The sequence below is a fragment of the Cellulomonas sp. KRMCY2 genome (assembly GCF_000526515.1).
Classification (GTDB): Bacteria; Actinomycetota; Actinomycetes; order Actinomycetales; family Cellulomonadaceae; genus Actinotalea.
In genome coordinates this window covers 3642177-3663208 of sequence record NZ_JAGF01000001.1, presented here as the reverse complement: position 1 = coordinate 3663208, position 21032 = coordinate 3642177, and the positions used below count along the sequence as shown (strand labels likewise).

General features: G+C 71.5%; 22 protein-coding genes and 4 tRNA genes. 15 read left to right on the top strand and 11 right to left on the bottom strand.

All coding sequences use genetic code 11. The annotated features are described in order from the left end of the window. Positions 1–3: 3 nt before the first annotated feature. The 3 genes from K415_RS0117210 to K415_RS0117200 all read left to right on the top strand — a co-directional run bounded on the left by K415_RS0117210 (position 4) and on the right by K415_RS0117200 (position 3491). Positions 4–1596, top strand: coding sequence for a peptide chain release factor 3 (locus tag K415_RS0117210; protein WP_024288281.1), 1593 nt, complete (start codon positions 4–6; stop codon positions 1594–1596). 83 nt (positions 1597–1679) lie between these two features. Next, on the top strand, positions 1680–2072 hold the full coding sequence (locus tag K415_RS22140) for a hypothetical protein (RefSeq protein WP_024288280.1): 393 nt from the start codon (positions 1680–1682) through the stop codon (positions 2070–2072). A 48-nt stretch (positions 2073–2120) separates the two neighbouring features. Further along, a complete protein-coding gene (locus tag K415_RS0117200; protein ID WP_024288279.1) occupies positions 2121–3491 on the top strand; it encodes an MFS transporter in 1371 nt (456 codons plus the stop codon). On the opposite strand, the gene K415_RS23640 is transcribed toward K415_RS0117200, so the two are convergent. Together K415_RS23640 and K415_RS0117190 are read right to left on the bottom strand one after the other, a co-directional pair. Further along, positions 3376–4839: a pyridoxal-dependent decarboxylase gene (locus K415_RS23640; protein ID WP_024288278.1), complete on the bottom strand. Its 1464-nt coding sequence runs from the start codon at positions 4837–4839 to the stop codon at positions 3376–3378. The two genes, K415_RS0117200 and K415_RS23640, sit on opposite strands and share 116 nt — an antisense overlap. A 66-nt stretch (positions 4840–4905) precedes the next feature. Beyond that, positions 4906–5718, bottom strand: coding sequence for a Crp/Fnr family transcriptional regulator (locus K415_RS0117190; protein ID WP_231494924.1), 813 nt, complete (start codon positions 5716–5718; stop codon positions 4906–4908). A gap of 108 nt (positions 5719–5826) precedes the next feature. Between K415_RS0117190 and K415_RS0117185 the strand changes: the two genes are divergently transcribed. The 3 genes from K415_RS0117185 to K415_RS0117175 all read left to right on the top strand — a co-directional run bounded on the left by K415_RS0117185 (position 5827) and on the right by K415_RS0117175 (position 8578). Then, positions 5827–6237 (top strand): YchJ family protein, encoded by a 411-nt coding sequence (locus K415_RS0117185; RefSeq protein ID WP_024288276.1) that lies wholly within the window; start codon positions 5827–5829, stop codon positions 6235–6237. Next, positions 6219–6848: a uridine kinase gene (locus K415_RS0117180; RefSeq protein WP_024288275.1), complete on the top strand. Its 630-nt coding sequence runs from the start codon at positions 6219–6221 to the stop codon at positions 6846–6848. The genes K415_RS0117185 and K415_RS0117180 overlap by 19 nt, the downstream gene beginning before the upstream one ends. An 83-nt stretch (positions 6849–6931) precedes the next feature. Continuing rightward, the gene (locus tag K415_RS0117175; RefSeq protein ID WP_024288274.1) at positions 6932–8578 is read left to right on the top strand and encodes an ABC-F family ATP-binding cassette domain-containing protein; all 1647 of its coding nucleotides are present in this window, start codon (positions 6932–6934) and stop codon (positions 8576–8578) included. 36 nt (positions 8579–8614) lie between these two features. On the opposite strand, the gene K415_RS24370 is transcribed toward K415_RS0117175, so the two are convergent. After that, positions 8615–8983: a metallopeptidase family protein gene (locus tag K415_RS24370; RefSeq protein WP_024288273.1), complete on the bottom strand. Its 369-nt coding sequence runs from the start codon at positions 8981–8983 to the stop codon at positions 8615–8617. A gap of 82 nt (positions 8984–9065) precedes the next feature. On the opposite strand from K415_RS24370, the gene K415_RS23010 reads away from it, so the two are divergent. The 3 genes from K415_RS23010 to dinB are packed head-to-tail and all read left to right on the top strand — an operon-like array spanning position 9066 to position 12549. Further along, on the top strand, positions 9066–9557 hold the full coding sequence (locus K415_RS23010) for a potassium channel family protein (RefSeq protein WP_024288272.1): 492 nt from the start codon (positions 9066–9068) through the stop codon (positions 9555–9557). A gap of 4 nt (positions 9558–9561) precedes the next feature. Further along, complete coding sequence (locus K415_RS0117160; RefSeq protein WP_024288271.1) at positions 9562–11241, top strand: glycoside hydrolase family 15 protein; 1680 nt, start codon at positions 9562–9564, stop codon at positions 11239–11241. A gap of 48 nt (positions 11242–11289) precedes the next feature. After that, positions 11290–12549, top strand: coding sequence for a DNA polymerase IV (gene dinB / locus K415_RS0117155; RefSeq protein ID WP_029664032.1), 1260 nt, complete (start codon positions 11290–11292; stop codon positions 12547–12549). Between the two features lie 42 nt (positions 12550–12591). On the opposite strand, the gene K415_RS0117150 is transcribed toward dinB, so the two are convergent. Then, the gene (locus K415_RS0117150; protein WP_024288269.1) at positions 12592–13509 is read right to left on the bottom strand and encodes an alpha/beta hydrolase; all 918 of its coding nucleotides are present in this window, start codon (positions 13507–13509) and stop codon (positions 12592–12594) included. A 204-nt stretch (positions 13510–13713) separates the two neighbouring features. On the opposite strand from K415_RS0117150, the gene K415_RS0117145 reads away from it, so the two are divergent. Then, entirely contained in the window at positions 13714–14598 is an 885-nt protein-coding gene (locus K415_RS0117145; protein WP_024288268.1) for a helix-turn-helix transcriptional regulator, read from the top strand. A 273-nt stretch (positions 14599–14871) separates the two neighbouring features. Here the strand turns inward: K415_RS0117145 and K415_RS0117140 are convergent, their stop codons facing one another. The 3 genes from K415_RS0117140 to K415_RS23005 all read right to left on the bottom strand — a co-directional run bounded on the left by K415_RS0117140 (position 14872) and on the right by K415_RS23005 (position 16709). Continuing rightward, a complete protein-coding gene (locus K415_RS0117140) occupies positions 14872–15177 on the bottom strand; it encodes a DUF86 domain-containing protein (protein WP_024288267.1) in 306 nt (101 codons plus the stop codon). Positions 15178–15203: 26 nt separating this feature from the next. Further along, positions 15204–15629 (bottom strand): nucleotidyltransferase family protein, encoded by a 426-nt coding sequence (locus tag K415_RS0117135; protein WP_197024752.1) that lies wholly within the window; start codon positions 15627–15629, stop codon positions 15204–15206. Between the two features lie 291 nt (positions 15630–15920). Further along, positions 15921–16709: a helix-turn-helix transcriptional regulator gene (locus K415_RS23005; protein ID WP_024288265.1), complete on the bottom strand. Its 789-nt coding sequence runs from the start codon at positions 16707–16709 to the stop codon at positions 15921–15923. A gap of 195 nt (positions 16710–16904) precedes the next feature. Here K415_RS23005 and K415_RS0117125 point away from each other — a divergent pair, with 195 nt between their 5' ends. Both K415_RS0117125 and K415_RS0117120 read left to right on the top strand, forming a co-directional pair. Then, positions 16905–17132, top strand: a complete 228-nt coding sequence (locus tag K415_RS0117125) for a hypothetical protein (protein ID WP_024288264.1) — start codon at positions 16905–16907, stop codon at positions 17130–17132. Between the two features lie 47 nt (positions 17133–17179). Then, the gene (locus K415_RS0117120) at positions 17180–17527 is read left to right on the top strand and encodes a hypothetical protein (RefSeq protein ID WP_024288263.1); all 348 of its coding nucleotides are present in this window, start codon (positions 17180–17182) and stop codon (positions 17525–17527) included. 312 nt (positions 17528–17839) lie between these two features. Here K415_RS0117120 and K415_RS0117115 read toward each other — a convergent pair. The 3 genes from K415_RS0117115 to K415_RS0117105 form a co-directional block, all read right to left on the bottom strand. Continuing rightward, positions 17840–17914 (bottom strand) — tRNA-Val (locus K415_RS0117115). Positions 17915–17956: 42 nt separating this feature from the next. Beyond that, positions 17957–18027, bottom strand: a tRNA-Cys gene (locus K415_RS0117110). A 55-nt stretch (positions 18028–18082) separates the two neighbouring features. After that, a tRNA-Gly gene (locus K415_RS0117105) sits at positions 18083–18154 on the bottom strand. Positions 18155–18294: 140 nt separating this feature from the next. Here K415_RS0117105 and K415_RS0117100 point away from each other — a divergent pair. Both K415_RS0117100 and K415_RS0117095 read left to right on the top strand, forming a co-directional pair. Then, on the top strand, positions 18295–19407 hold the full coding sequence (locus K415_RS0117100) for a chorismate-binding protein (protein WP_081785080.1): 1113 nt from the start codon (positions 18295–18297) through the stop codon (positions 19405–19407). A 54-nt stretch (positions 19408–19461) separates the two neighbouring features. Then, positions 19462–20316 (top strand): aminotransferase class IV, encoded by an 855-nt coding sequence (locus K415_RS0117095; protein WP_231494923.1) that lies wholly within the window; start codon positions 19462–19464, stop codon positions 20314–20316. A 43-nt stretch (positions 20317–20359) separates the two neighbouring features. Here K415_RS0117095 and K415_RS0117090 read toward each other — a convergent pair whose 3' ends face one another. Next, complete coding sequence (locus tag K415_RS0117090; RefSeq protein ID WP_024288260.1) at positions 20360–20788, bottom strand: SsgA family sporulation/cell division regulator; 429 nt, start codon at positions 20786–20788, stop codon at positions 20360–20362. A gap of 157 nt (positions 20789–20945) precedes the next feature. Here K415_RS0117090 and K415_RS0117085 point away from each other — a divergent pair. Beyond that, positions 20946–21017, top strand: a tRNA-Val gene (locus tag K415_RS0117085). Positions 21018–21032: the final 15 nt, after the last annotated feature.

Here is a 21032-nt window from a genome sequence, read left to right as displayed (position 1 = left end):
CCGGTGACCGGCCTGCTGACCTCCTACACCCATGTCGGTGCGCACGCGTCGCGCAGGCGCAGCATCGCCGTCATCTCGCACCCCGATGCTGGCAAGTCGACCCTGACCGAGGCGCTGGCCCTGCACGCCCATGCGATCAGCGAGGCCGGTGCCGTCCATGGCAAGCACGGTCGGGCCGGGGTCGTCTCGGACTGGCTCGAGATGGAGCAGAAGCGGGGGATCTCGATCACCTCGGCAGCGCTCCAGTTCACCGTCGGCGACATCGTCATCAACCTCCTCGACACCCCGGGGCACGCCGACTTCTCCGAGGACACCTACCGCGTGCTGACGGCCGTCGACGCCGCGGTCATGCTCCTGGACGCCGCGAAGGGCCTCGAGCCGCAGACGCTCAAGCTGTTCGAGGTGTGCCGTCGTCGAGGCGTGCCGGTCATCACGTTCATCAACAAGTGGGACCGGCCGGGCCTCGGCGCGCTCGAGCTGTGCGACCAGCTCGAGCGCAGCATCTCGCTGCGGCCCACACCGGTGACCTGGCCGCTCGGCGAGGCCGGCAACCTCCAGGGCCTGCTCGACTGCGCGACCGGCGCGGTGACCACCTATCGGCGCGCCCCCGGTGGTGCGACGCTCGCCGAGGAGACCCTGCTCACCCGGGCCGAGGCGCACCGCAAGGTCCCCGAGGCGATGCGCGACGCGTCGGAGAGCGCGTCCCTGCTCGAGCCGGTCGATCGCGACAGCTTCCTCGCCGGTACGACGACGCCGCTGCTCTTCGGAGCGGCACTGTCGAACATCGGTGTCCGGCAGCTTCTTGCCGTCGTCGCCGACCTGGCCCCTGCACCGGGCGCCCGACCGGACCGTGAAGGCACTGACCGTCCGGTGGAGGCACCGTTCAGCGGCGTCGTGTTCAAGATGCAGGCCGGCATGGACCCGAACCACCGGGACCACGTCGCCTTCGTCCGGGTGTGCTCCGGGGAGTTCCAGCGGGGCATGATGCTCACGCACGCCCGGACCGGTCGGTCGTTCGCCACCAAGTACGCGCTGTCGGTGTTCGGCCGGTCGAGGGAGACGGTCGAGACCGCCTACCCGGGCGATGTCGTCGGACTCGTCAACGCGACGTCACTGGCGGTCGGCGACAGCCTGTACGACCCCGAGGGTGCTCCGGTCACCTTCCCACCGATGCCGGTCTTCGCCCCGGAGCACTTCGTCGCGGCCCGCGCTGCGGACCCGAGCCGCTCCAAGCAGTTCCGGCGGGGGATCGCCCAGCTCGAGCAGGAGGGTGTGGTCCAGGTCCTCGTCTCCGAGGCGCGCGGCGACGGCGCCCCGATCCTTGCCGCGGTCGGGCCCCTGCAGTTCGAGGTCGCGGCGTTCCGCATGGAGCACGAGTTCAACTCCCCGATGCGGATCGAGCGACTGAGCTACTCGGTCGCCCGGGTGCCCACCACGGCGGACCTCCCGCTGCTGGCCGGGCGACGAGGGGTCGAGGTCGCGCGCCGGTCCGACGGAACCGACATCGCCCTGTTCGAGGACATCTGGCGGATCCGGTCGCTCGAGCGCGAGAACCCTGGGCTGGCGCTGACGCCGCTACCGGCGGGCGTCGACTGACCGCCGGCGGACCGTCGCCCTGGGCGGCCCCACGACAAGGGGGCCCAGGATCAACCACCGCCGGACCAGGTACGGTCTACGCCGTGACAAAGGACGACGCCGCCCGGCCCCGGACCCGCGCGGGGCTGCCCGGCCTGACCGCCTGCAGCCTGTGCGCAGGCGAGACGCTGGGGGCGACCGACGCGCAGGACGGCGGCCAGCTGGCGCGCCTGCGCGAGCTGGCGGCCGGCGGGGTCGCACGGCTGACCCTGGTCGAGTGCCTCGACGAGTGCGAACGGGGCGACGTCGTCGTCGTGCACCCGTGCGCGGCGGAGCGGCGACGTGCGGTCCGCCCCATGTGGTTCGAGCGTCTCGCAGGGGAGGTCCTGTCCGCCGAGCTGCGGACCTGGCTCGAGGCCGGGGGGCCCGGTCGTTCGGAGCCGCCCGCCGCCCTGCAGCCGCTCCGGATCACGCACGTCGACGCGAGCGGCACCTGACCGGCAATTGCCATAGGCGGACGCCGCACGACCACGGAGAATGTCCCGGTGACCTCACAACCCGGTGACCGCGCACCGGCCGGTTCCCCGCGCACCGACGGCGAGCTCGTCGTCGTACCCGTCGAACCCGAGGAGCTCACGACGCTCGCCGGGACCGATCGGCCGGGCTGGCGTCGCGACGCCACGATCTTCCTGGCGAGCCAGACGACCACCCTGTTCGGCTCGATGCTCGTGCAGTACGCGATCATGTGGCACCTCACCCTGGAGACGAAGTCCGGGTCCGTGATGGCGCTGGCCTCGGTGTTCGGCTTCCTGCCTCAGGCCGTCGTCTCGGTCTTCGGTGGCGTCCTGGCCGATCGCGTCGACCGCAAGAAGCTGATCATCACGGCTGACGCGACGATCGCGGCGGTGACCCTCGTGCTCGCCGTGCTGATGATCGGCGGTGCGGACGACCTGTGGCTGATCTACCTCGCGCTGGCGATCCGGTCGGTCGGCGCGGGCTTCCAGATGCCGGCCGTGGGCGCCTTGCTGCCGCAGATCGTGCCGGTCGACAAGCTCATGCGGGTCAACGGGATCAACGGCACGATCCAGTCCGCGATGATGCTCGTCGCGCCGGCGGCCGCCGCGGCGGTCTACGCGGGCTCGTCGATCATCGCCGTGTTCTTCGTCGACGTCGTGACGGCGGTGATCGGCATCGGGCTGCTGAGCCTGCTCGCCGTCCCGCGTCTGGTCCGGAGCGTCGGGACCGGCGACCAGTCGCCCGGCTACCTCGAGGACCTGGCCGGGGGAGTCCGCTACGCGGCGTCGCACCCCTTCGTGCGGTGGGTGCTCGGGCTCTACGCCGTGGTCTTCGTGCTCATCGTCGCGCCGTCGTACCTCACACCGTTGATGGTCGTGCGCACGTTCGGTGCGGAGGTGTGGAAGCTCACGGCCAACGAGATCGCGTTCAGCGCCGGGATGATCCTCGGCGGTGCGCTGCTCGCCGTCTGGGGTGGCCTGAGGAACCGGGTCGCGATGATGGTCGGTTCGACGGCCGTGTTCGGCGGGCTGTCGGTCGCCCTCGGCCTGTCGACGAACCTCTGGGTGTTCTTCGGGTTCATGCTCCTCGTCGGCCTGGCCGTCCCGTTCTTCTCGACGACCTCGATGACGGTGCTCCAGGAGACGGTCGAGCCCGAGCTGCAGGGCCGGGTCTTCGGCTTCGTCGGCATCGTCATGGCCGTCGCGATGCCGATCGGCATGCTGATCTTCGGCCCGCTCGCCGACCGCTTCACCGTCGAGTCCCTGCTGGTCGTCTCCGGGCTGGTCATCTTCGTGGTGGTCGGGATCGCGGTGGCCCTCCCGTCGGGGCGCCGCGCGATGGCTGCTGCGCACGAGCATGCGCAGGACGGTCACCCACCCGGCGAGCGCACTCGAGGATGACGTCGGCGGCGAACCCGGCGTCGGCCAGGTCGGTCTTCCAGGACGACACGCTGATCCGCATGGCCGTGGCCCCGTCCCACGACGTCGCGCCGCACCAGATCCGCCCGTCGGCCTGGACCTCGGCGATCAGAGCCGCCGTCGTCGGTCCGTCGACGAGCCGGACGAGGACCTGGTTGAGCACCACCTCGTTGAGGACGGTCAGGCCGCCGTCGGCCAGCCGTCCGGCGATGGTCGTGGCCGCCTCGCACGATCCTGCGACCAGCCGCCGCACGCCGTCTCGCCCGAGCGTCCGCAGCACCGACCACAGCTCCGCCTGACGGGCTCGCTGGGAGGACTGGGGTGTGTGGTGCATGGCCTCGAACCCGGAGCCGGGTGGCAGGTAGCCCGCGGTCGCGGCGAACGTGCGTCGCAGGTCGTCGGGCTGCCGGACGAAGGCGATGCCGCAGTCATAGGTGACGTTGAGCATCTTGTGGCCGTCGGTCGCCCAGGAGTCAGCCCGGTCGAGACCGCTGACGAGGTCGCTCCGCAGCGGGTCGGCGAGGGCCCAGAGGCCGAACGCACCGTCCACATGCAACCAGCCCGACCGCTCGGCCAGCCAGTCGGCGATCGGGTCGAACGGGTCGAACGCCCCGGTGTTGACCTCGCCCGCCTGCGCACAGACCAGCACCGGCCCGTCGATGTCGGGCAGGAGATCGGCGCGCAGACGCCCCTGGTCGTCAGCCGGCACGACGGTGACGCGCGACCGGCCGAGGCCCACCATGCCCAGTGACTTCGAGAGCGTGGAGTGCGCCCGCTCGCCGATGACGACGTCGAACGGCGGTGCACCGAACAGGCCGTCGGCCTGGGCGTCCCAACCGAGCCGGCCGAGCAGGGCGTCCCGGGCGGATGCGAGGCACGCGGCGTTGGCCACCGTGGCACCGGTGACGAAGGCGACTGCGGTGCCGGCCGGCAGTCGCAGGAGGTCGACGAGCCAGCCCCGCACGACGTCGTGCAGCGTGGCAGCCACCGGCGACATCACCGGGAGGGCGGCGTTCTGGTCCCAGGCGCTCGCCAGCCAGGAGGTACCCAGCGCCACAGGGTAGGTGGCTCCCGTGACGAAGCCGAAGTAGTGCCGGCCCGTGCTGGCGACCGTGGCGGGGCTGCCCACGGCGTGCAGCAGGCGCAGCGTGTCCTCGGCGTCGGCACCGATGTCCGGGAGGGGTTCGTGGAACGCCGCCAGCGCAGCCAGCGCGTCCTGGTCCGGCGTGACCCTGCGGTCGTCGACCGAGCCCGCGTAGTCGAGGGCGATCGCCGCCGCCGTCCGGAGAACCTGGTCAGCCCGATCGAGGCGGGCGTTCTCGTCGTCCATCACGACAGCCTGCCACGTGCTCCGTGGGCGGCCGGCGGATGTGGGCCCGACGACCCGCGGCTCGGGTCAGTGCCCGTCGGCGACCGCCTGCAGCCGGTCCCGGTCGAGGACGGCGGTCCATCGCCGGCCGGAGTCGATCACGCCGTCCTTGCGCAGACTGCTCATGACCCGCGAGACCGACTCGGCGGTCGAGCCGGACAACCCCGCCAGGTCGGCGCGCGAGAGGGGGATCTGCAGCAGCGTGCCGCCGGTCGCGCGCTCCTGCCCGACCTGGTCGGCCAGCCGCAGCAGTGCCGTCGCGACCCGCTGGGCGACGGTGCCGGTCGCGCGCTGCCCGGCGTCCGTGTGGGACCGCGCGAGCCGGTCGGCGATGTCGTCCAGGACCCGGAGCGCCACCTGGGGGTGCTCGGTCAGGACGGCTCGGAAGGAGTCCTGGTCGATCCGCAACGCGCACGACGTCACCAGCGCCTGTGCGGTCTCCCCGTGCACCGGCTCGCCGAGCGTGCTCATCGCCCCGAACAGGCGTCCCGGGGTGATCACGTCGGTGACGACGGCGTTGCCGCTGGTGGTCGGCTGGGAGAGCTTGACCCGCCCGGCCGCGAGGACGTACAGGTGCTGTGCCGCGTCACCTGCGTGGTACAGCGGGTCGCCCTGCGCCCAGGACAACGAGACCAGCCGTCGATCGATCGCGTCGAGCTCCTCGTCCGTCAGGCCCGAGAAGTACGGGACGTGCCGCAGGACGTCCATCCGGACGGGCTTCGGACAGTGGTGCGGCTGGGCGCAGGTGGTGCGCAGCGGCACCCGTCGACGCGAGGACCCGGTTGGTGCCGACCCGGCACCCCGGGCGATCGAGCCCGTCGCCTGCGGGTCGTCGCTCACCACGTCGTCCTCTCGTTCGAGCCGCGCGTCGCGCGAGCGCATCGGGCTCGCCACCGCGACGCTAGCCCACGCCGGCCGGGTCCCGCCCGAGCCGCGGATACTGGTGGGGTGCCCACGACCCGGTGCCCGTGCCTGAGCGGGCAGACGTACGACCAGTGCTGCGGACGGCTCCATCGCGGCGAGCTGCTCGCGCCGACGGCGGAGCTCCTCATGCGGTCGCGGTTCAGCGCGTACGCGGTGGGCGATGTCGACTACCTGCGGTGGACGTGGCACTCGACGACCCGGCCGGGCGACCTCGAGCTGGACATGGACGTCCGCTGGTACCGGCTCGACATCCTGGACACCTCCCGCGGCGGCATCGGCGGCACTGAGGGCACCGTCACCTTCCGTGCCTGGTACCGCTCGGACCGTGGCGCGGGTTCGCAGCACGAGGTCAGTCGGTTCGTGCGCGAAGCCGGCGCATGGGTCTACCTGGACGGCGCGGCGGAGCAGGGCGTGGCGTGCAGGTCCGACCACTGACGCCGGACGGCGTCGTCGGCCACCTCGTCGACGTCGTGGGCCGACGCCCCGAGGCGCGGCTGCGGGTCGTCGTCGACGGACATCCGTCCACCCACCCCGAGGAGCTCGCCGACGCACTGGTCGACCCGTTGCGGGCCATCGGCCGCTCGGTGGTGCGGGTTCACGCGACGGACTTCCTGCGCCCGGCGTCGGTGCGGCTCGAGTACGGGCGGCACGACCCGGACGGGTACTACGACCAGGTGGACGTCGGTGCGCTGGCGCGCGAGGTGGTCGATCCGTGGGGTCCGGGTGGCACGGGCCGCTACCTGCCGTCCCTGTGGGACGCGCGCCTGGACCGTGCCACCAGGGTGCCGTACGCCGCCGCTCCGGCCGGCGGCGTGCTCCTGATCGACGGCGCGATGCTGCTGGGCAGGTGGCTCGACCTGGACCTCACGGTGCACCTGGCGCTCCGGGCGGACACGCGCGCACGTCGCACGCCACCCGACGAGGAGTGGACGCTGCCGGCGTATGCGCGGTACACGGACGAGGTCGCGCCCGAGGAGACTGCCGACGTCGTGCTCCGGGTGGACGACGCCCGGCGGCCGGGTCTGGTCCTGGATCGGCGCTCCTGACCGGCTCGGTGTGACCCGCTCGGCGAGACCGCGCCGGTGACCGCGGTGCCGGGCATGGCTCGCGGCACGGGAGAATGGCGAGCGTGACGGCAACCGTGCAGGCGAAGGACGTGGCCGCGGGCTTCGGTGACCGCGGGCTGTTCGCCGGCGTCGACCTCGTCGTCGCGCCTGGTGACGTGGTGGGCCTGGTCGGGCCGAACGGTGCGGGCAAGTCGACCCTGCTGCAGATCCTCGGGGGACGTCGGCTGCCCGACGTCGGCAGCGTCGCGGTGTCGCCCGCGCACGCCCAGCTCGGCTACCTGGCCCAGGAGATCGAGCGTCTCGACGGCGAGTCGGTGCGGGCCCACCTCGAGCGGCGCACCGGCGTGGCACCCGCCCAGGCGAGGCTGGACGCGACCGCCGATGCGCTCGGCGTCGGCCTGCCCGGTGCCGACGACGCCTTCGCCGAGGCGCTGGAACGTTGGTTGGGCCTCGGGGGAGCGGACCTCGAGACGCGGCTCGCCCAGGTCGTCGACGACCTGGGCCTGGCCGTCGACCTGGACCTGCCGATGGCAGCGCTGTCCGGTGGTCAGGCGGCGCGCGTCGGTCTCGCGGCCCTGCTGCTCTCGCGGTACGACCTCTACCTGCTCGACGAGCCGACCAACGACCTCGATGCCGCGGGACTCGACCTGCTCGAGGACTTCGTCGACCGTTCCGAGGCCCCGATCGTCGTCGTGAGCCACGACCGCGAGTTCCTCAGCCGGACGGTCACCTCGGTCGTCGAGATCGACCGGAGCCTGCAGCGCGTCGTCACGTACGGCGGCAGCTATGACTCGTACCTCGAGGAGCGGTCGATCGCCCGCAGGCGCGCACGCGAGGCGTACGACGGCTATGCCTCCCGGCTCGACGCCCTCAAGGCGCGCGCCCGGATGCAGCGCGCCTGGATGGACAAGGGCGTCAAGAACGCCCGGCGCAAGGCACCCGACAACGACAAGATCGGCCGCAAGTTCCGCACCGAGGGCTCGGAGAAGCAGGCTGCGAAGGCGCGGCAGACCGATCGCCTGATCAGTCGGCTCGACGTCGTCGAGGAGCCGCGCAAGGAGTGGCAGCTCCAGCTGACGATCGCCGCAGGCCCTCGATCCGGCGCGGTGGTCGCGGTGGCCCGCAGTGCGACGGTCCGACGTGGCGACTTCACCCTCGGCCCGGTGGACCTGCAGATCGACTGGCGCGACCGGGTCGCCGTCACCGGCCCGAACGGGGCCGGGAAGTCGACCTTGCTGGCCCTGCTGCTCGGACGCCTGGCGCCGACCTCCGGTGCGGTCGAGCTCGGATCGGGCGTGCTGGTCGGCGAGGTCGACCAGGCCCGGCGCGCGTTCGAGGGTGACGAACCACTGGTGACCGCCTTCGCGCGCCAGGTGCCGGACTGGACGAACGCGGACGTGCGGACGCTGCTGGCCAAGTTCGGGCTCGGTGGGCACCACGTGAACCGGCCCGCGGCCTCCCAGTCGCCCGGCGAGCGCACCCGTGCGGCGCTCGCGCTCCTGCAGGCCCGCGGCGTCAACCTGCTGGTCCTCGACGAGCCGACGAACCACCTGGACCTGCCCGCGATCGAGCAGCTCGAGTCGGCGCTCGACACCTTCGACGGGACGATCCTCCTGGTCACGCACGACCGTCGGATGCTCGAGACCGTCCGGCTGACCAGGCGCCTGCACGTCGAGGACGGTCGCGTCACCGAGGTCACCGCCGACTGATCGCACGTCGGCAGCCCGGGCCTTCGCCGCCGCGCCCTAGTGCCAGCCGAGCGAACGCAGCTCCGCCTCGCTGATGCCCATGGCGTGGCCGACCTCGTGACCGAGCACCTTGAGCACCCGGGCCGCGACCGCCGCGGGGGTGTCGCACGCGCCGAGGACGGGCCGCCGGTAGAGGGTGATCGTGTCCGGCATCGATCCAGCCACCCGTCCGCCGTGCACCGTGATCGGGATGCCGTGGAACAGCCCCAGCAGGGTCGTCCCCGGGGCGGTCGTCCCGGGCGGGGGCTCGTCCTCGACCAGCACGACGATCTCGGCGAGGTTGGGCGCCATCCACTCCGGCAGGGCGTCCAGGGCGTCGGTGACCAGGGCGTCGAACGTCTCGCTCGACATCTCGACCGGAGCCATCGGAGCCTCCCAGGGGCACGTTCGAGCATAGGGCCGTGCGAGCATGACCAGAGATGTCCGTCGTCCACCATGAGGAGGGCCCATGGCACACCCGCGACGGTTCCGGGTGCGGCGCGCGTGGCTCTGGCCGGCCCTGCTGGCATCGCTGGTGATCCTGATCGTCACCGCGGGTGCGACGGCGGCGATCGAGACCCACACGGTCGCGTCCTTCTGGCGGGGCCTGTGGTGGTCGATCAGTCTCATCACGACCGTGGGGTTCATCGGCGAACCGCCCCGCACGGCGGTCGGGGCCGCCCTGTCGGTGGTCCTGATGGTCGTCGGATTCCTGTTGCTCGCCATGGTGAGCGCGTCCCTGGCGTCGTTGTTCGTGCGCGAGCAGGACGCCCCGTACGAGGCCCGGGAGGCGTCCGCGGATGCGCAGATCCTCGCGCACCTGGCGGAGATCGACACGCGACTGCGGTCCATCGAGTCGCAGCTGGGGCGGCCCGGGCCCGGCCCCGAGACGGCGCACGGCCCGGTACCGGGTGCCGGAGCCGACGCGGGCAGAACCGCACCGAGCAGAACCGAGCCGTGACACGGTGGCACGCATCGAGGACTACGCGCTGATCGGCGATCTGCACAGCGCAGCGCTGGTCGACCGGACGGGCTCCATCGACTGGCTGTGCCTGCCACGGTTCGACTCGCCGGCCTGCTTCGCGGCGCTCCTCGACTCCGAACGCGCCGGGTGCTGGCAGCTCGGTCCGGTCGGCGACCCGATCGACACCAGCCGTCGGTACCTGCCGGACACCCTGGTCCTCGAGACGATCCACACGACCGTCGACGGCCAGATCCGGGTGCTCGACCTGATGCCGCCCCGCGCCACCGTCCCGCACGTGGTCAGGATCGTCGAAGGCGTGCGCGGGCGGGTCCGGGTCCGCAGCTCGCTGCGCCTGAGGTTCGACGACGGTCACGTCATCCCCTGGGTGCGGCACGAGGGCCACAGCATGTCGGCTGTCGCCGGTCCCGACTCCGCCTACATGACAGCGGGGGTCCGGCTCCGGGGGCAGGACTGGGCGACGGTCGGCGACGTCGCGGTCGGGCCGGGTGACCGGGTGCCCTTCGTCCTCACCTGGGCACCGAGCCACGAGCCACGCCCGGCGCCGGTCGACGCGTTCGCGGCGCTCGACGACACCGTCGCCTACTGGCAGCGGTGGACGCAGCGCAGTCGGGTCCATGGCACCTATCGCGAACCGGTCCAGAGGTCCTTGATCACCGGCTACACGGAGGAGGCTGTCGCGTGGCGCGAGTGGTTGCTGCGTGCCGTTGCCGGTGATCCTGCCGACCTGCAGGTCGTCTACGGCGTCGACGGGCGTCGTCGCCTCCCCGAGAGCGAGCTGGCGTGGTTGGCCGGCTACGAGGGCTCGCAACCGGTGCGCACCGGCAATGCCGCCACCGGCCAGCTGCAGCTCGACGTGTGGGGTGAGGTCCTCGACGGGCTCTCGCTGGCCCGGCGTGCCTTCGAGGATCCCCGTGACGACTCGTGGGAGATCCAGACGGCACTCCTGGACCATCTGGAGGGGGCGTGGCGAGAACCCGACAACGGGCTGTGGGAGATGCGCGGTCCGCGACAGCACTTCACCTACTCCAAGGTGATGGCATGGGTGGCGGCCGACCGGATGGTCGACGGGGCCCGGCGTTACGGCCTGCCGGGGCCGGCCCGCCGGTGGGCGGCCATGCGCGCGGAGATCCGTGCCGACGTCCTGGCCCACGGTTTCGACGCGGCCCGGAACACGTTCGTCCAGGCCTACGGCGGCACGGCCCTCGATGCGAGCCTCCTGCTGATCCCGAGGGTGGGCTTCCTGCCGTATGACGACCCGCGCGCGCTCGGGACGTTGGCTGCCGTCGAGCGGGACCTCGTGGTCGACGGCCTGGTGCTCCGCTACCGCACCAGCACCGTCGACGACGGGCTTCCCCCCGGTGAGGGGATGTTCCTGGCCTGCTCCTTCTGGCTCGTCGACGCGTTGGTCGGCGTGGGGCGCCGGCGCGAGGCGACCGAGCTCTTCGAGCGGTTGCTGACCCTGCGCAACGACGTCGGACTGCTCAGCGAGGAGTGGGACCCCCGAGCACGCCGCCACCTGGGCAACACCCCGCAGGCCTTCAGCCACTTCCCGCTGGTGATGAGCGCACTGAGCCTGCAAGGTGGAATCGTGCACCGCAGTGACCATCCGGCCGACGCCGGCGACCCCGCTCACCGATACCAGGCGCCTGCAGCAACCTGAGGCCCTACGCCCTGGTGGCTCGAACAGGTGTTCGACTACCCTGGGACCATGCCCGTCGGCGGCCCCACGATCCTGCACGCTGACCTCGACGCCTTCTACGCATCGGTCGAGCAGCTGCTCGACCCTGCACTGCGCGGCCGGCCGATCGCTGTCGGCGGAGGGCCGACCGGCGGTGTCGTGCTCGCGACCTCCTACGAGGCCAAGGCTTTCGGGGTGCAGGGCGGCATGCCGGGCTGGCGTGCGGCCCGGTTGTGCCCTGAGCTGTGGTTCGTCCGAGGCCACTTCGGTGAGTACCAGCGGCTCGCCGATGCGGTGATGGCCGTCCTGGCGGATGTCACGCCGCTGGTCGAGCGCATCTCGATCGACGAGGCCTTCCTCGACGTCTCCGGCGCGACCCATCTGTTCGGCCCGCCGGAGGCCATCGGGGCGGCGATCCGGCGACGGGTCCGGCGGGAGATCGGCCTGGCGATCTCGGTCGGTGCCGCTCGGACGAAGCACCTGGCCAAGATTGCGTCCCAGGTGGCGAAGCCGGACGGCTTGATCGTGGTCCAGCCGGGAGCCGAGCGGGAGTTCCTCGACCCGTTGCCGGTCGGTCTGATCTGGGGCGTCGGCCCGGTCAACGAGCGGCGGCTCGCGGACCTCGGCATCCGGACGATCGGCGAGCTCGCGCAGACCCCGTCGTCGGCGGTCGAGCACATCCTCGGCCACGCCGTCGGGCACAAGCTCAGCGCCATGGCCCACGACGAGGACCCACGCCGGATCGCGACCGCGCACCGCGCCCGGTCGGTGGGCGCTCAGTCAGCCATGGGCCGACACCGCCCGCAACCCGAAGAGGTGCGGGCCGTGCTGGCACACCTCGCCGACCGCGTGGCGCGCCGGATGCGGGCCAAGCACCGGGCCGGGCGCACCATCACCGTCACGGTGCGGTTCGCTGGGATGCGGTCGGTGACCCGTTCCCGCACCCTCGCCGAGCCCGTTGCGGCCACGCTCACGCTGACCGAGGTCGCCGAACGACTGGTGTGGTCCGCGATCGAGGACAACCCCGACCAGCCGGAGGTCACCCTGCTCGCCGTGTCGGTGTCGAACCTCACCGATCAGCGCACGATCCAGCCCGAGCTCGACCTCGCACCGAACGACCCCTGGCGTCCCGGGTCGGCGACCGGCGCGGCTCGACGGGCGGCGGACGGCTCGATGGACGCGATCCGTACCCGGTTCGGCGGCGACGCGGTCGGCTACCTGCCGGCGGTGCGGCGTCGGGGCGCCACCGTGCCCGACGAGTTCCGTGAGCTCGCCGAGCACGACCTCTGACCCGGGTCAGCGGGCCGTGGCGACTCAGGGGGCCGTGGCGACTCAGCGGGCCGTGGCGACGCGCAGGTGGTCGGCGATGAAGGCGTACGTCTTGCGTGCGCGGAGGTCGTCGCTGACGTCGTAGCCGTGATCGGCTCCGGGTACCTCCCGGTACTCGACGAGCGCGCCGAAACCCCGGAGCCGATCGCCGTAGCGACGAGCTTCGTCGCGGAGCACGTCGTACTCGGCGGCGATGACGACGGCGGGGGCGATACCGGTCAGGTCCGCGGTGTCGGCTGCGCCTGCCGGTGAGACCAGCCGATCGGCGCGGGTCGCAGGATCGGGCGCGTAGGCGGTGTCGTAGACCTCACCCATCCACGGACGCAGCACCGGTCTGGCCACGAGCGACCGCTTCTGGGACACGGGCACGGTCAGGTCGAGCGGCGGGTAGTGCAGGACCTGCAGGGCGAGCGCTGGTCCGTCGTCCTCGAACGCGAGTCGGGCGACCGCCGCTGCCAGCCCACCGCCCGCGCTCTGCCCGCCAACGGTGAGGCGGGAGCTGTCCCACCCGTGCTCGTGCCCATGGTCTGCCACCCAGCGCACGACCTCGTACGCCTGGTGGGGCGGAGCCGGGAATCGGTGGCGTGGTGCGACCGCGTAGTCGACGTTGAGGACGACCGACCCGGTCAGGGCGGCGAGGGTGCGGCAGATCGGATCGTCGATGGCGGTGATCGCCAGCACGTACCCGCCGCCGTGGAAATTGACGTGCACAGCCGGCGACTCGTCGACGTCGCGCGGCCGGTACACCCCGACTCGCACGGGGCCGATCGACGTCGGCACCTCGAGGGAGTGCACCGGGACGTCGTACTCGGGCAGGCGCCGCCGCGCACGGCGCTCCAACCCGGCGGCCGCCACGGCTGCCCCTGCCTGGAGGAGCCGTGCGACCGATGCTGCTGCTGCGGGACGGGACAGGATCGACACTCTCACTCCGAGGTCGTGGCACGCCGAGCTTCTGCCGGCAGGGGCAAGCATGGCGGATGACTGCTCTGAGCGCCGTGTCGCGGCGTCGCCGATCCGTGTCGGTCGAGTCCCGGACGCCCCGTTCAGCGCGAAGGTGGTGGGCCCGCTGGTCCAGGTACTGACAGGGTCTCCCGGCTCGGTCCGGTCGGACGTACCGTCGACGGCATGGACGACCGCGACGAGATCCGGGACTTCCTGACCTCTCGGCGAGCCAGGCTCACCCCGCAGCAGGCCGGTCTCCCCGCCTACGGCACCAACCGCCGGGTGACCGGGCTGCGCCGCGAGGAGGTCGCGACGCTTGCCGGCGTCTCGGTGGACTACTACGTCCGCCTCGAGCGGGGCAACCTCAGCGGTGTCTCGGAGAGCGTCCTGGACGCGCTCGCGACCGCGCTGCAGCTCGACGAGGCGGGGCGCGTCCACCTCGTCGACCTGGCACGTGCGGCGGGGACGAGCCCCGCGAAGGCGCGTCGGCGCCCTGCGCAGGGGACGGTGCGCCCGAGCATCCAGGCCCTGCTCGATGCCATGACGGGCGCCCCGGCGGTGGTCCGCAACGACCGTCTCGACATCCTGGCGACGAACGCCCTGGGCCGCGCGCTGTACGCCCCGCTGTACCGGGACCCCGTTCGACCTGCGAACCACGCCCGCTTCGCGTTCCTGGACCCGGCGGCGAAGGACTACTGGGCGAACTGGGACCGGGCGGCCGACGACACGGTCGGCATCCTGCGCGGCTTGGCCGGTCGCAACCCCTACGACCGGGCACTGTCGGACCTGGTCGGGGAGCTGTCCACCCGCAGCGAGGAGTTCCGCACCCGGTGGGCAGCGCACGACGTGCGCCTGCACCGCACCGGGAACAAGGTCATCAACCACCCGGTCGTCGGGCGACTGGAGCTGATGTACGACACGCTCCCGCTGCCCGCGGACCCGGGCCTGACCCTTCTGGTGTACACGGCAGAGCCAGGCAGCCCCAGCGCGGATGCTCGGGCCCTGCTGGCCAGCTGGGCCGCCACCAACGACGTGAGCACCGTCGCCCCGGCGGCCGACCGGGCCTGATCGCGGTCACGGAGGAGCTGCCGAAGGCCGCCCCGGAGCTCTCCGGAACGGCCTGTGACCTGCTGCATCGTCGTCTGATGCTGGTGGGCGATACTGGGATCGAACCAGTGACCTCTTCCGTGTCAGTGATCGGAGTGGGCCTCGCGCGTGTCCGCCGGTGTACGTCTGTGCAGGTCAGGCGCCTGCGTCACGGCCCGCGAACCGTCGCGGACGGACGCGAACGGAAGCTGGTTGGCGTACGCAGTTGGCGTACGCCGGCGCGGGCACCGGACGTCAGGTCGGTTCGCGCAGCCCGAGTCTGACGGCACGGGTGATGATCGGGAGGTCGCGTTCGACGGTGGCGCGGACGATGGGGGGATTGACCAGCAGGTAGCCGTGGGCGATGCGGTTGCGCATGCCCCACATCTGCGGCCAGGTCGATCCGAAGAGGTCCGTGCGCGTGGTCTCGTCGAGGTCGGCGAGGGCTTCGATCGCGGCGGACAGTCGCATACAGATCGCATCGACGGTCTTCTGTTCCTTCAGGTTGCCGATGGCGTAGTCGGCGACCGCGTCCAGGTGGCTCAGCGCATCGCTGAGCACGTCCGCTACGGGTCTGTTGCCACGGCTCACAGGGGAACTGCCTCGGTCAGGACGCGGCTGCGCGGCGCGGGGCGGATCGCATGGTCTGGGACGAGGTCCACTGCGGCGCCGACGGCGTGCGCGACGCGGTGCTCGAGATCCTCGAGCTCGAACAGGCTCAGGGGACGACTCATGGTGAACGCCAGGTCGATGTCCGAGCCCGCCTGGTCCGTGCCGCGCGCGACCGACCCGAACACACGAACGTTGGTGCCGCCGGCCGCGGCGATCAGATGGAGCACCTCGGCGCGGTGAGTTCGCAACCGGCGCGCCAGGGGGCTGGTGCCGTGGAAGCGCAGCAGCCGGGACACCTCCGGCTGCGAGCGCCCGATCTGCGCAGCGATTTCGGCCTGCGTCATCCCTTCAGCGGCTGCCTGGCGCACGGCACGAACCAGCGCGGCGCGGGCGGCGAGCACCGCCTGGTCCGCGTCGTGAGCAACCTGAGCCAGGGGAGGAGTCATCTGTCGAGTATAACAAGTGCTATGAGGTGCCGTCGGGCGCGCTGTTGCCCCGCCGACATGCTCGCTAATCCGAGCTGCGGATGTCTCTGAGGGGGAGCCTCGGGGAAGTGATGACGCGTCCCGATGAGTCCTTCCGGAAGGTCGGCTCGGGCGGAAACCAGGGTGGTGCCTGTCGTGTTTCGAGCGGCAGCCGATCGCCACGTTGCGGTAGCGAGGACCTGGTGTCAGGGAGATCCGCCCGACCAATCAGGCGGGAGCCGGGACGGTCATGCGGATAGCGGCCGGTGCATGCGGCAGCGCGAGGGCCGCGGCCGCACCTATGGTGTGCACACCGAGCCGATCCCGGACGTGCTCCGTGTGCTTGCGCACCGTGCCCAACGACACGAAGAGCTCATGCGCGATCTGCGCGTATGACAGGCCCGCCGCCGCCATCGCGAGTACCTGCCACTCCCGCGGCGTGAGTTGCGGGATGCCGTGTCGCCGCCGCTCGGCGTCCAGCCAGATCTCTTCGAGGTGAGGGCGGAGCAGCGCAGCGACCTGCCGGTCACGCTCGCTGAACGACGGGCCGGACCACCGCTGGAACAGCACTCGGCGGGCCTGGCCCGGCGGCGCGGGCAGTGAAACGATCATTGAGTACTTCAGGTCGTCCAGAACCTCGCTCATCGGATGGGCCAGGCGATCCCGCTCGGTGGCGAAGAAGTCGCCGGTGTGGACGACACTCACCAGGTCCCCCGCCCGCTGGGGATACGAGCAGTAGCTGGCCCACCAGTGCTGCCAGAACGGGTCGCCCTGCCCGATGTCAGCGTAGTCGGGGCCTTCGTGGAGGCCCTCACCCGTCACGGCCTGCATCACGAGTGTGTGGTGCTCGAGGTAGTCGTAGTGCTGGTAGCTGGCGCCCAGGTCGGCAGGGATCAGCGCCTGCAGACCCTCCAGCAGCGCCCATGGCATCTGCTCGCCTGGGTCGTCGTGTCGGCCGTCCTCGATCACCCGCAGCATCAGGTCGACATCGCCCTCACGAAGATGGCTGCTGTCCATGGCTCCTCCAAGGCACCAGGTCCCCCTGCGGTGCCTCCACGGTACGACCGCCCACACTGCTGCGGAATACGCCCGAAGGCGAATACCGCGGCTGACCCACGGTGCCGATCGTTGACCACATCGGATCGGTGCCGACCCGGTACCGCCGGACTACCCAAGGGACGCAACGGACTTGCGGCCCGGAACGGACCTCAGATGTCTGCCACCGTGCAACTCTCGGCGCTTCCCCGGGCCTCGGCCCGCCGCGTGCTCCTGACCGTCGCGGCCATCGCCCTGGCTCTCGCGGTCGCCCTCACCATCGCCTTCGTCGTCTCCCCGCCGACCGCCGGCGAGACCATCACGCCAGGTGTGAGCAACAACCTGAACCCCAGCGAGCAGGGCTTCCCGATAGAGCGCTGCACCGGGAGCATCTGCGCAAGGTGACACGGCCACCCTTGACGAGCGGGGTCTGACGGATCGCCTGCTTCGGTATGGACTGGCTCGGGCGCCAGTTCTCCCTCGATGCCTCGCGCGCCGCTCACGACGACCCGTACACCGTCTTGTTCGACATCGGGGCCGGTGAGGTCCTGGAGATCCCGTGCGCCTTCTCCGCGTTCCACGACACCGAGCTGGTGGAGTACACCGACGCGGCCCTTGCCTCGGGCTTCTTCGAGCAGTGGCTACGCCAGCACCCCGAGCCGATCGGGTTCGACCAGTGCGCTGGCTACACGGTCCCTCTGTTCCTCGGCGGAGCCGACGAAGCGAGCAACCTCAGCCTCACCGACCTGGACGTGTCCTGGACCCTCACTGGCCGGCTCAGAGCAGCCACGCGAGGGTGATCTGACATCCGCTCATGGCACTGAGGGCGGCTACGCTCGCCCGGATCTGGCTCCCGCGGCTGACGGGAGGTCGCCAGGTCGCATGCCCGGGTGGTGTAGGGCAGCGATGCCTGGGCGGTGACCTCTTCCGGGGTCCCCCAAAGGGAAGGGGTCACCGCCACCTCACGAGGCTCCCACGCGGGTCCGTGCGCATCCGCCGGCGTTCGTCAGGGCGGGGGTACGCGGCCCCCGTTGGCGTCTGAGGTTGGCGTACGGGCATGATCAAGGCAGCCCCGGGCTGCGTCCGAAACGGCCTCTGACCTGCGCAAACTCTGGTGGGCGATACTGGGATCGAACCAGTGACCTCTTCCGTGTCAGGGAAGCGCGCTACCGCTGCGCCAATCGCCCGGGGTACTGCGGCCAAGCCCTCATCAGGTGAGATGTCGTACGAGGTGGAGACGGGATTCGAACCCGTGTGGACGGCTTTGCAGGCCGCTGCCTCGCCTCTCGGCCACTCCACCGCAAAGGCCCAAGCCCAGGTCCGGTTCCGGGAACCGTCCCAGGATGCTGCCTTCGAGCGGACGACGGGATTCGAACCCGCGACCCTCACCTTGGCAAGGTGATGCTCTACCACTGAGCCACGTCCGCGCGACACGCTCCGGAACAGGTCCGGCGTCGTGTGCGTCCCGAACTCTAACCGACCGCTGCGACGAGAGTCCAACCGGCCACGCCGCTGGCGGGTCGCGGTGCAGCGCGGCCCGCAGCGGCCTCGGCGCTAGGTTGTGCCGGTGGCTGATCCGACCCCCCGGCACGAGCGGGTCCCAGCGCACCCGACGCCGGCGGCAGGACCTGGCGAGGCCTGGTTCGCGGGAGTTCGGGCGCGCGGGGCCGTGGAGTGCGTCGACCTGGACGACGAGGCCGATCGGGTGGCGGCAGGCGGCTTCTGGGTGGTCGTCGGCGACTTCGAGGGGCGGGTCCGGGCATGGCGGTTCGCCGACGTGGACCGCGGGGGAGCGGAGCCCGTCCCGAGCGCCTCGTCGGGCTGGTCCCCGCCGGCACGCGACGCGTGGTCCTCGTCGATCGACGAGCGCGACTACCTCTCGGGCGTCCGGACGATTCGACGACGGGTGCGGGCTGGTGACGTCTACCAGGTCAACCTCTGTCGGGTCCTGAGTGCTGCCGTCCCGGGCCGGCCAGGTTCCGAACCGGATCCGCTGGCGCTGGCCGCACGGCTGCGGGCCGGCAACCCCGCCCCGTACGCCGGCGGCATCCACGTCCCGCTCGGCTCGTCGCTGCCACCGGTCTGGGTCGTCACGGCGTCTCCCGAGCTGTTCCTGCGGGTCGGCGACGGCCTGATCACCTCGGGACCGATCAAGGGCACGGCGGTCGAGCCCGGCGGGCTGAGCGACAAGGATCGCGCCGAGAACGTGATGATCGCGGACATGGTCCGCAACGACCTGCAGCGGGTCTGCGAGCCGGGGACGGTCGAGGTGATCGGTCTCCTAGCGCTCGAGCGGCACCCGGGCCTGGTCCACCTGGTGACGACGGTCCAGGGTCGCCTGCGCGACACGACGACCGACTGGGCAGCCGTCCTGCGGGCGACCTACCCGCCTGCGTCCGTCTCCGGAGCTCCGAAGCACACCGCCCTGCAGGTGATCGACGAGCTCGAGCCGGTCCCTCGCGGCCCGTACTGCGGTGCCGTGGGCTGGATCGACTCCGATGCCGGCCGCGCGGAGATCGCGGTGGCCATCCGCACCTTCTGGTGGACCGACGACGACGGCGGTCGGCTGCACTTCGGCACCGGCGCCGGGATCACCTGGGGGAGCGTGGCCGAGCAGGAGTGGGCGGAGACCGAGCTCAAGGCGGACCGGCTCGTCGCCCTTGCCTCCACGCCCGACTGAGCAAGGATGCACGCAGAGCCGGGCGATGCCGGTCGTGGCACGGAGGGAGCTGACGTGGGGCAGATCGTGGTGTGGGCGGACGGCCGGTTGCGTGATCCCGCCGAACCTGTGCTGACCGCCGTCGATCACGGCGTCACGGTGGGCGACGGGGTATTCGAGACGTGCGGGGTCGTCCACGGGACGGCCTTCGCGCTGACCCGGCACCTGGCTCGTCTGGTCCGGTCCGCACGCGGCCTCGGCCTCGAGGACCCGGACCTCGACCTCGTGCGCAGCGGCGTCGAGGCGGTGCTCGCGGCCGGTACGGACCTGGGACGGCTCCGGATCACCCTGACCGCCGGCCTCGGGCCGCTCGGGTCGGGCCGGACACCGGGCAGGCAGAGCGTCCTGGTCGTCGCCGGTCCGGCGACGGCCCCCGCACCTGCGCGCGTCGTACGGGTGCCGTGGACCCGGAACGAGCGATCGGCGGTCGCCGGCCTCAAGACGACGTCGTACGCCGAGAACGTCGTGGCGCTCGCCCGGGCCGTCGCGGGTGGGGCGGACGAGGCGCTGCTCGCCAACACGGTGGGAGACCTGTGCGAGGGAACCGGGAGCAACGTCTTCGTCGAGCGGTCGGGCGAGCTCGTCACGCCGCCGTTGAGCAGCGGGTGCCTGGCCGGGATCACCAGGGAGCTCGTCCTGGAGTGGTCGGCGGATGCCGGGCTGCCGGTCCGGGAGGCAGCGCACGGCGAGCTCGGCTATGCGGTGCTCGACGAGGTCGACGCCGGCCGTGCGCACCTGGCCATCACGGGGTCGGTGCGAACGATCGTCCCGGTGGTTGCGCTGGACGGACGCGAGATCGAGCCGGGGCCGCTCACGGTGCGCGCATGCGAGACGTACGCGTGGCGGGCGGCCCAGCAGCTCGATCCGTGACCCCGACCGATCCGTGACCTTGCTCGATCCGTGACCCAGCGGGTCAGGCGTCGAGGAGGGTCACGATCAGACGCGAGATCTCATCTTCCATGCGCGGGCTCTCGGCACCGAACGGCACGAGCTCCACCGTCTCGGAGAGGAAGTGGACGAAGGGTTCGGCCGGCCCTGCGAGCAGGGCCTCACCCTCAACGCCGCTCAGCGCGACCAGCAGGTAGGTCGGGTCCTCGTCACGCCAGATCCGCACGTCACCCGTACCGGCCGGGGCGTTCGAGTCCGCGAGGACGCCGTGAGCGATGAGCTCTCGGCCGATCAACCAGGTCGACGTCGAGTGCGCGCCACTGAACGCGATCCGCACGGTGTACGGATCGGATGGGTCGAAGCTGAGCTCTGCACTGATCGGCAGGACGCTCGCGTCCGAGAGCACGAGATGCATCGGGACGACCTCGAAGGTGCCACCCACTGCTCCAGGCATCGTCATCCCTCCTTCTCCCTCGTTGTCCGTCGTCGTCTGCTCCGGCCCCGCCACATCTTGATGGAGACAACCCGCCGAGCACCAGGGTTCGGTAATCGGCCGAGCATTCGCTAACATCATGGCGTTGTCGTGCGATGAGCTGTTCGCCCGGCACTGCGGGCGATTGGCTCAGTGGTAGAGCGCCTCGTTCACACCGAGGAGGTCGCTGGTTCGAACCCAGTATCGCCCACTTCTTTACACATCC

Bases quoted from the DNA above. Each gene is read 5' to 3' on its own strand.
- dinB (WP_029664032.1), top strand. From the start codon at position 11,290: ATGCCCGTCGGCGGCCCCACGATCCTGCACGCTGACCTCGACGCCTTC.
- K415_RS0117090 (WP_024288260.1), bottom strand. From the start codon at position 20,788: ATGCCTGGAGCAGTGGGTGGCACCTTCGAGGTCGTCCCGATGCATCTC.
- K415_RS0117125 (WP_024288264.1), top strand. From the start codon at position 16,905: ATGTCTGCCACCGTGCAACTCTCGGCGCTTCCCCGGGCCTCGGCCCGC.
- K415_RS24370 (WP_024288273.1), bottom strand. From the start codon at position 8,983: ATGGCTCCGGTCGAGATGTCGAGCGAGACGTTCGACGCCCTGGTCACC.
- K415_RS0117120 (WP_024288263.1), top strand. From the start codon at position 17,180: ATGGACTGGCTCGGGCGCCAGTTCTCCCTCGATGCCTCGCGCGCCGCT.
- K415_RS23005 (WP_024288265.1), bottom strand. From the start codon at position 16,709: ATGGACAGCAGCCATCTTCGTGAGGGCGATGTCGACCTGATGCTGCGG.
- K415_RS23010 (WP_024288272.1), top strand. From the start codon at position 9,066: ATGGCACACCCGCGACGGTTCCGGGTGCGGCGCGCGTGGCTCTGGCCG.
- K415_RS0117145 (WP_024288268.1), top strand. From the start codon at position 13,714: ATGGACGACCGCGACGAGATCCGGGACTTCCTGACCTCTCGGCGAGCC.
- K415_RS23640 (WP_024288278.1), bottom strand. From the start codon at position 4,839: ATGGACGACGAGAACGCCCGCCTCGATCGGGCTGACCAGGTTCTCCGG.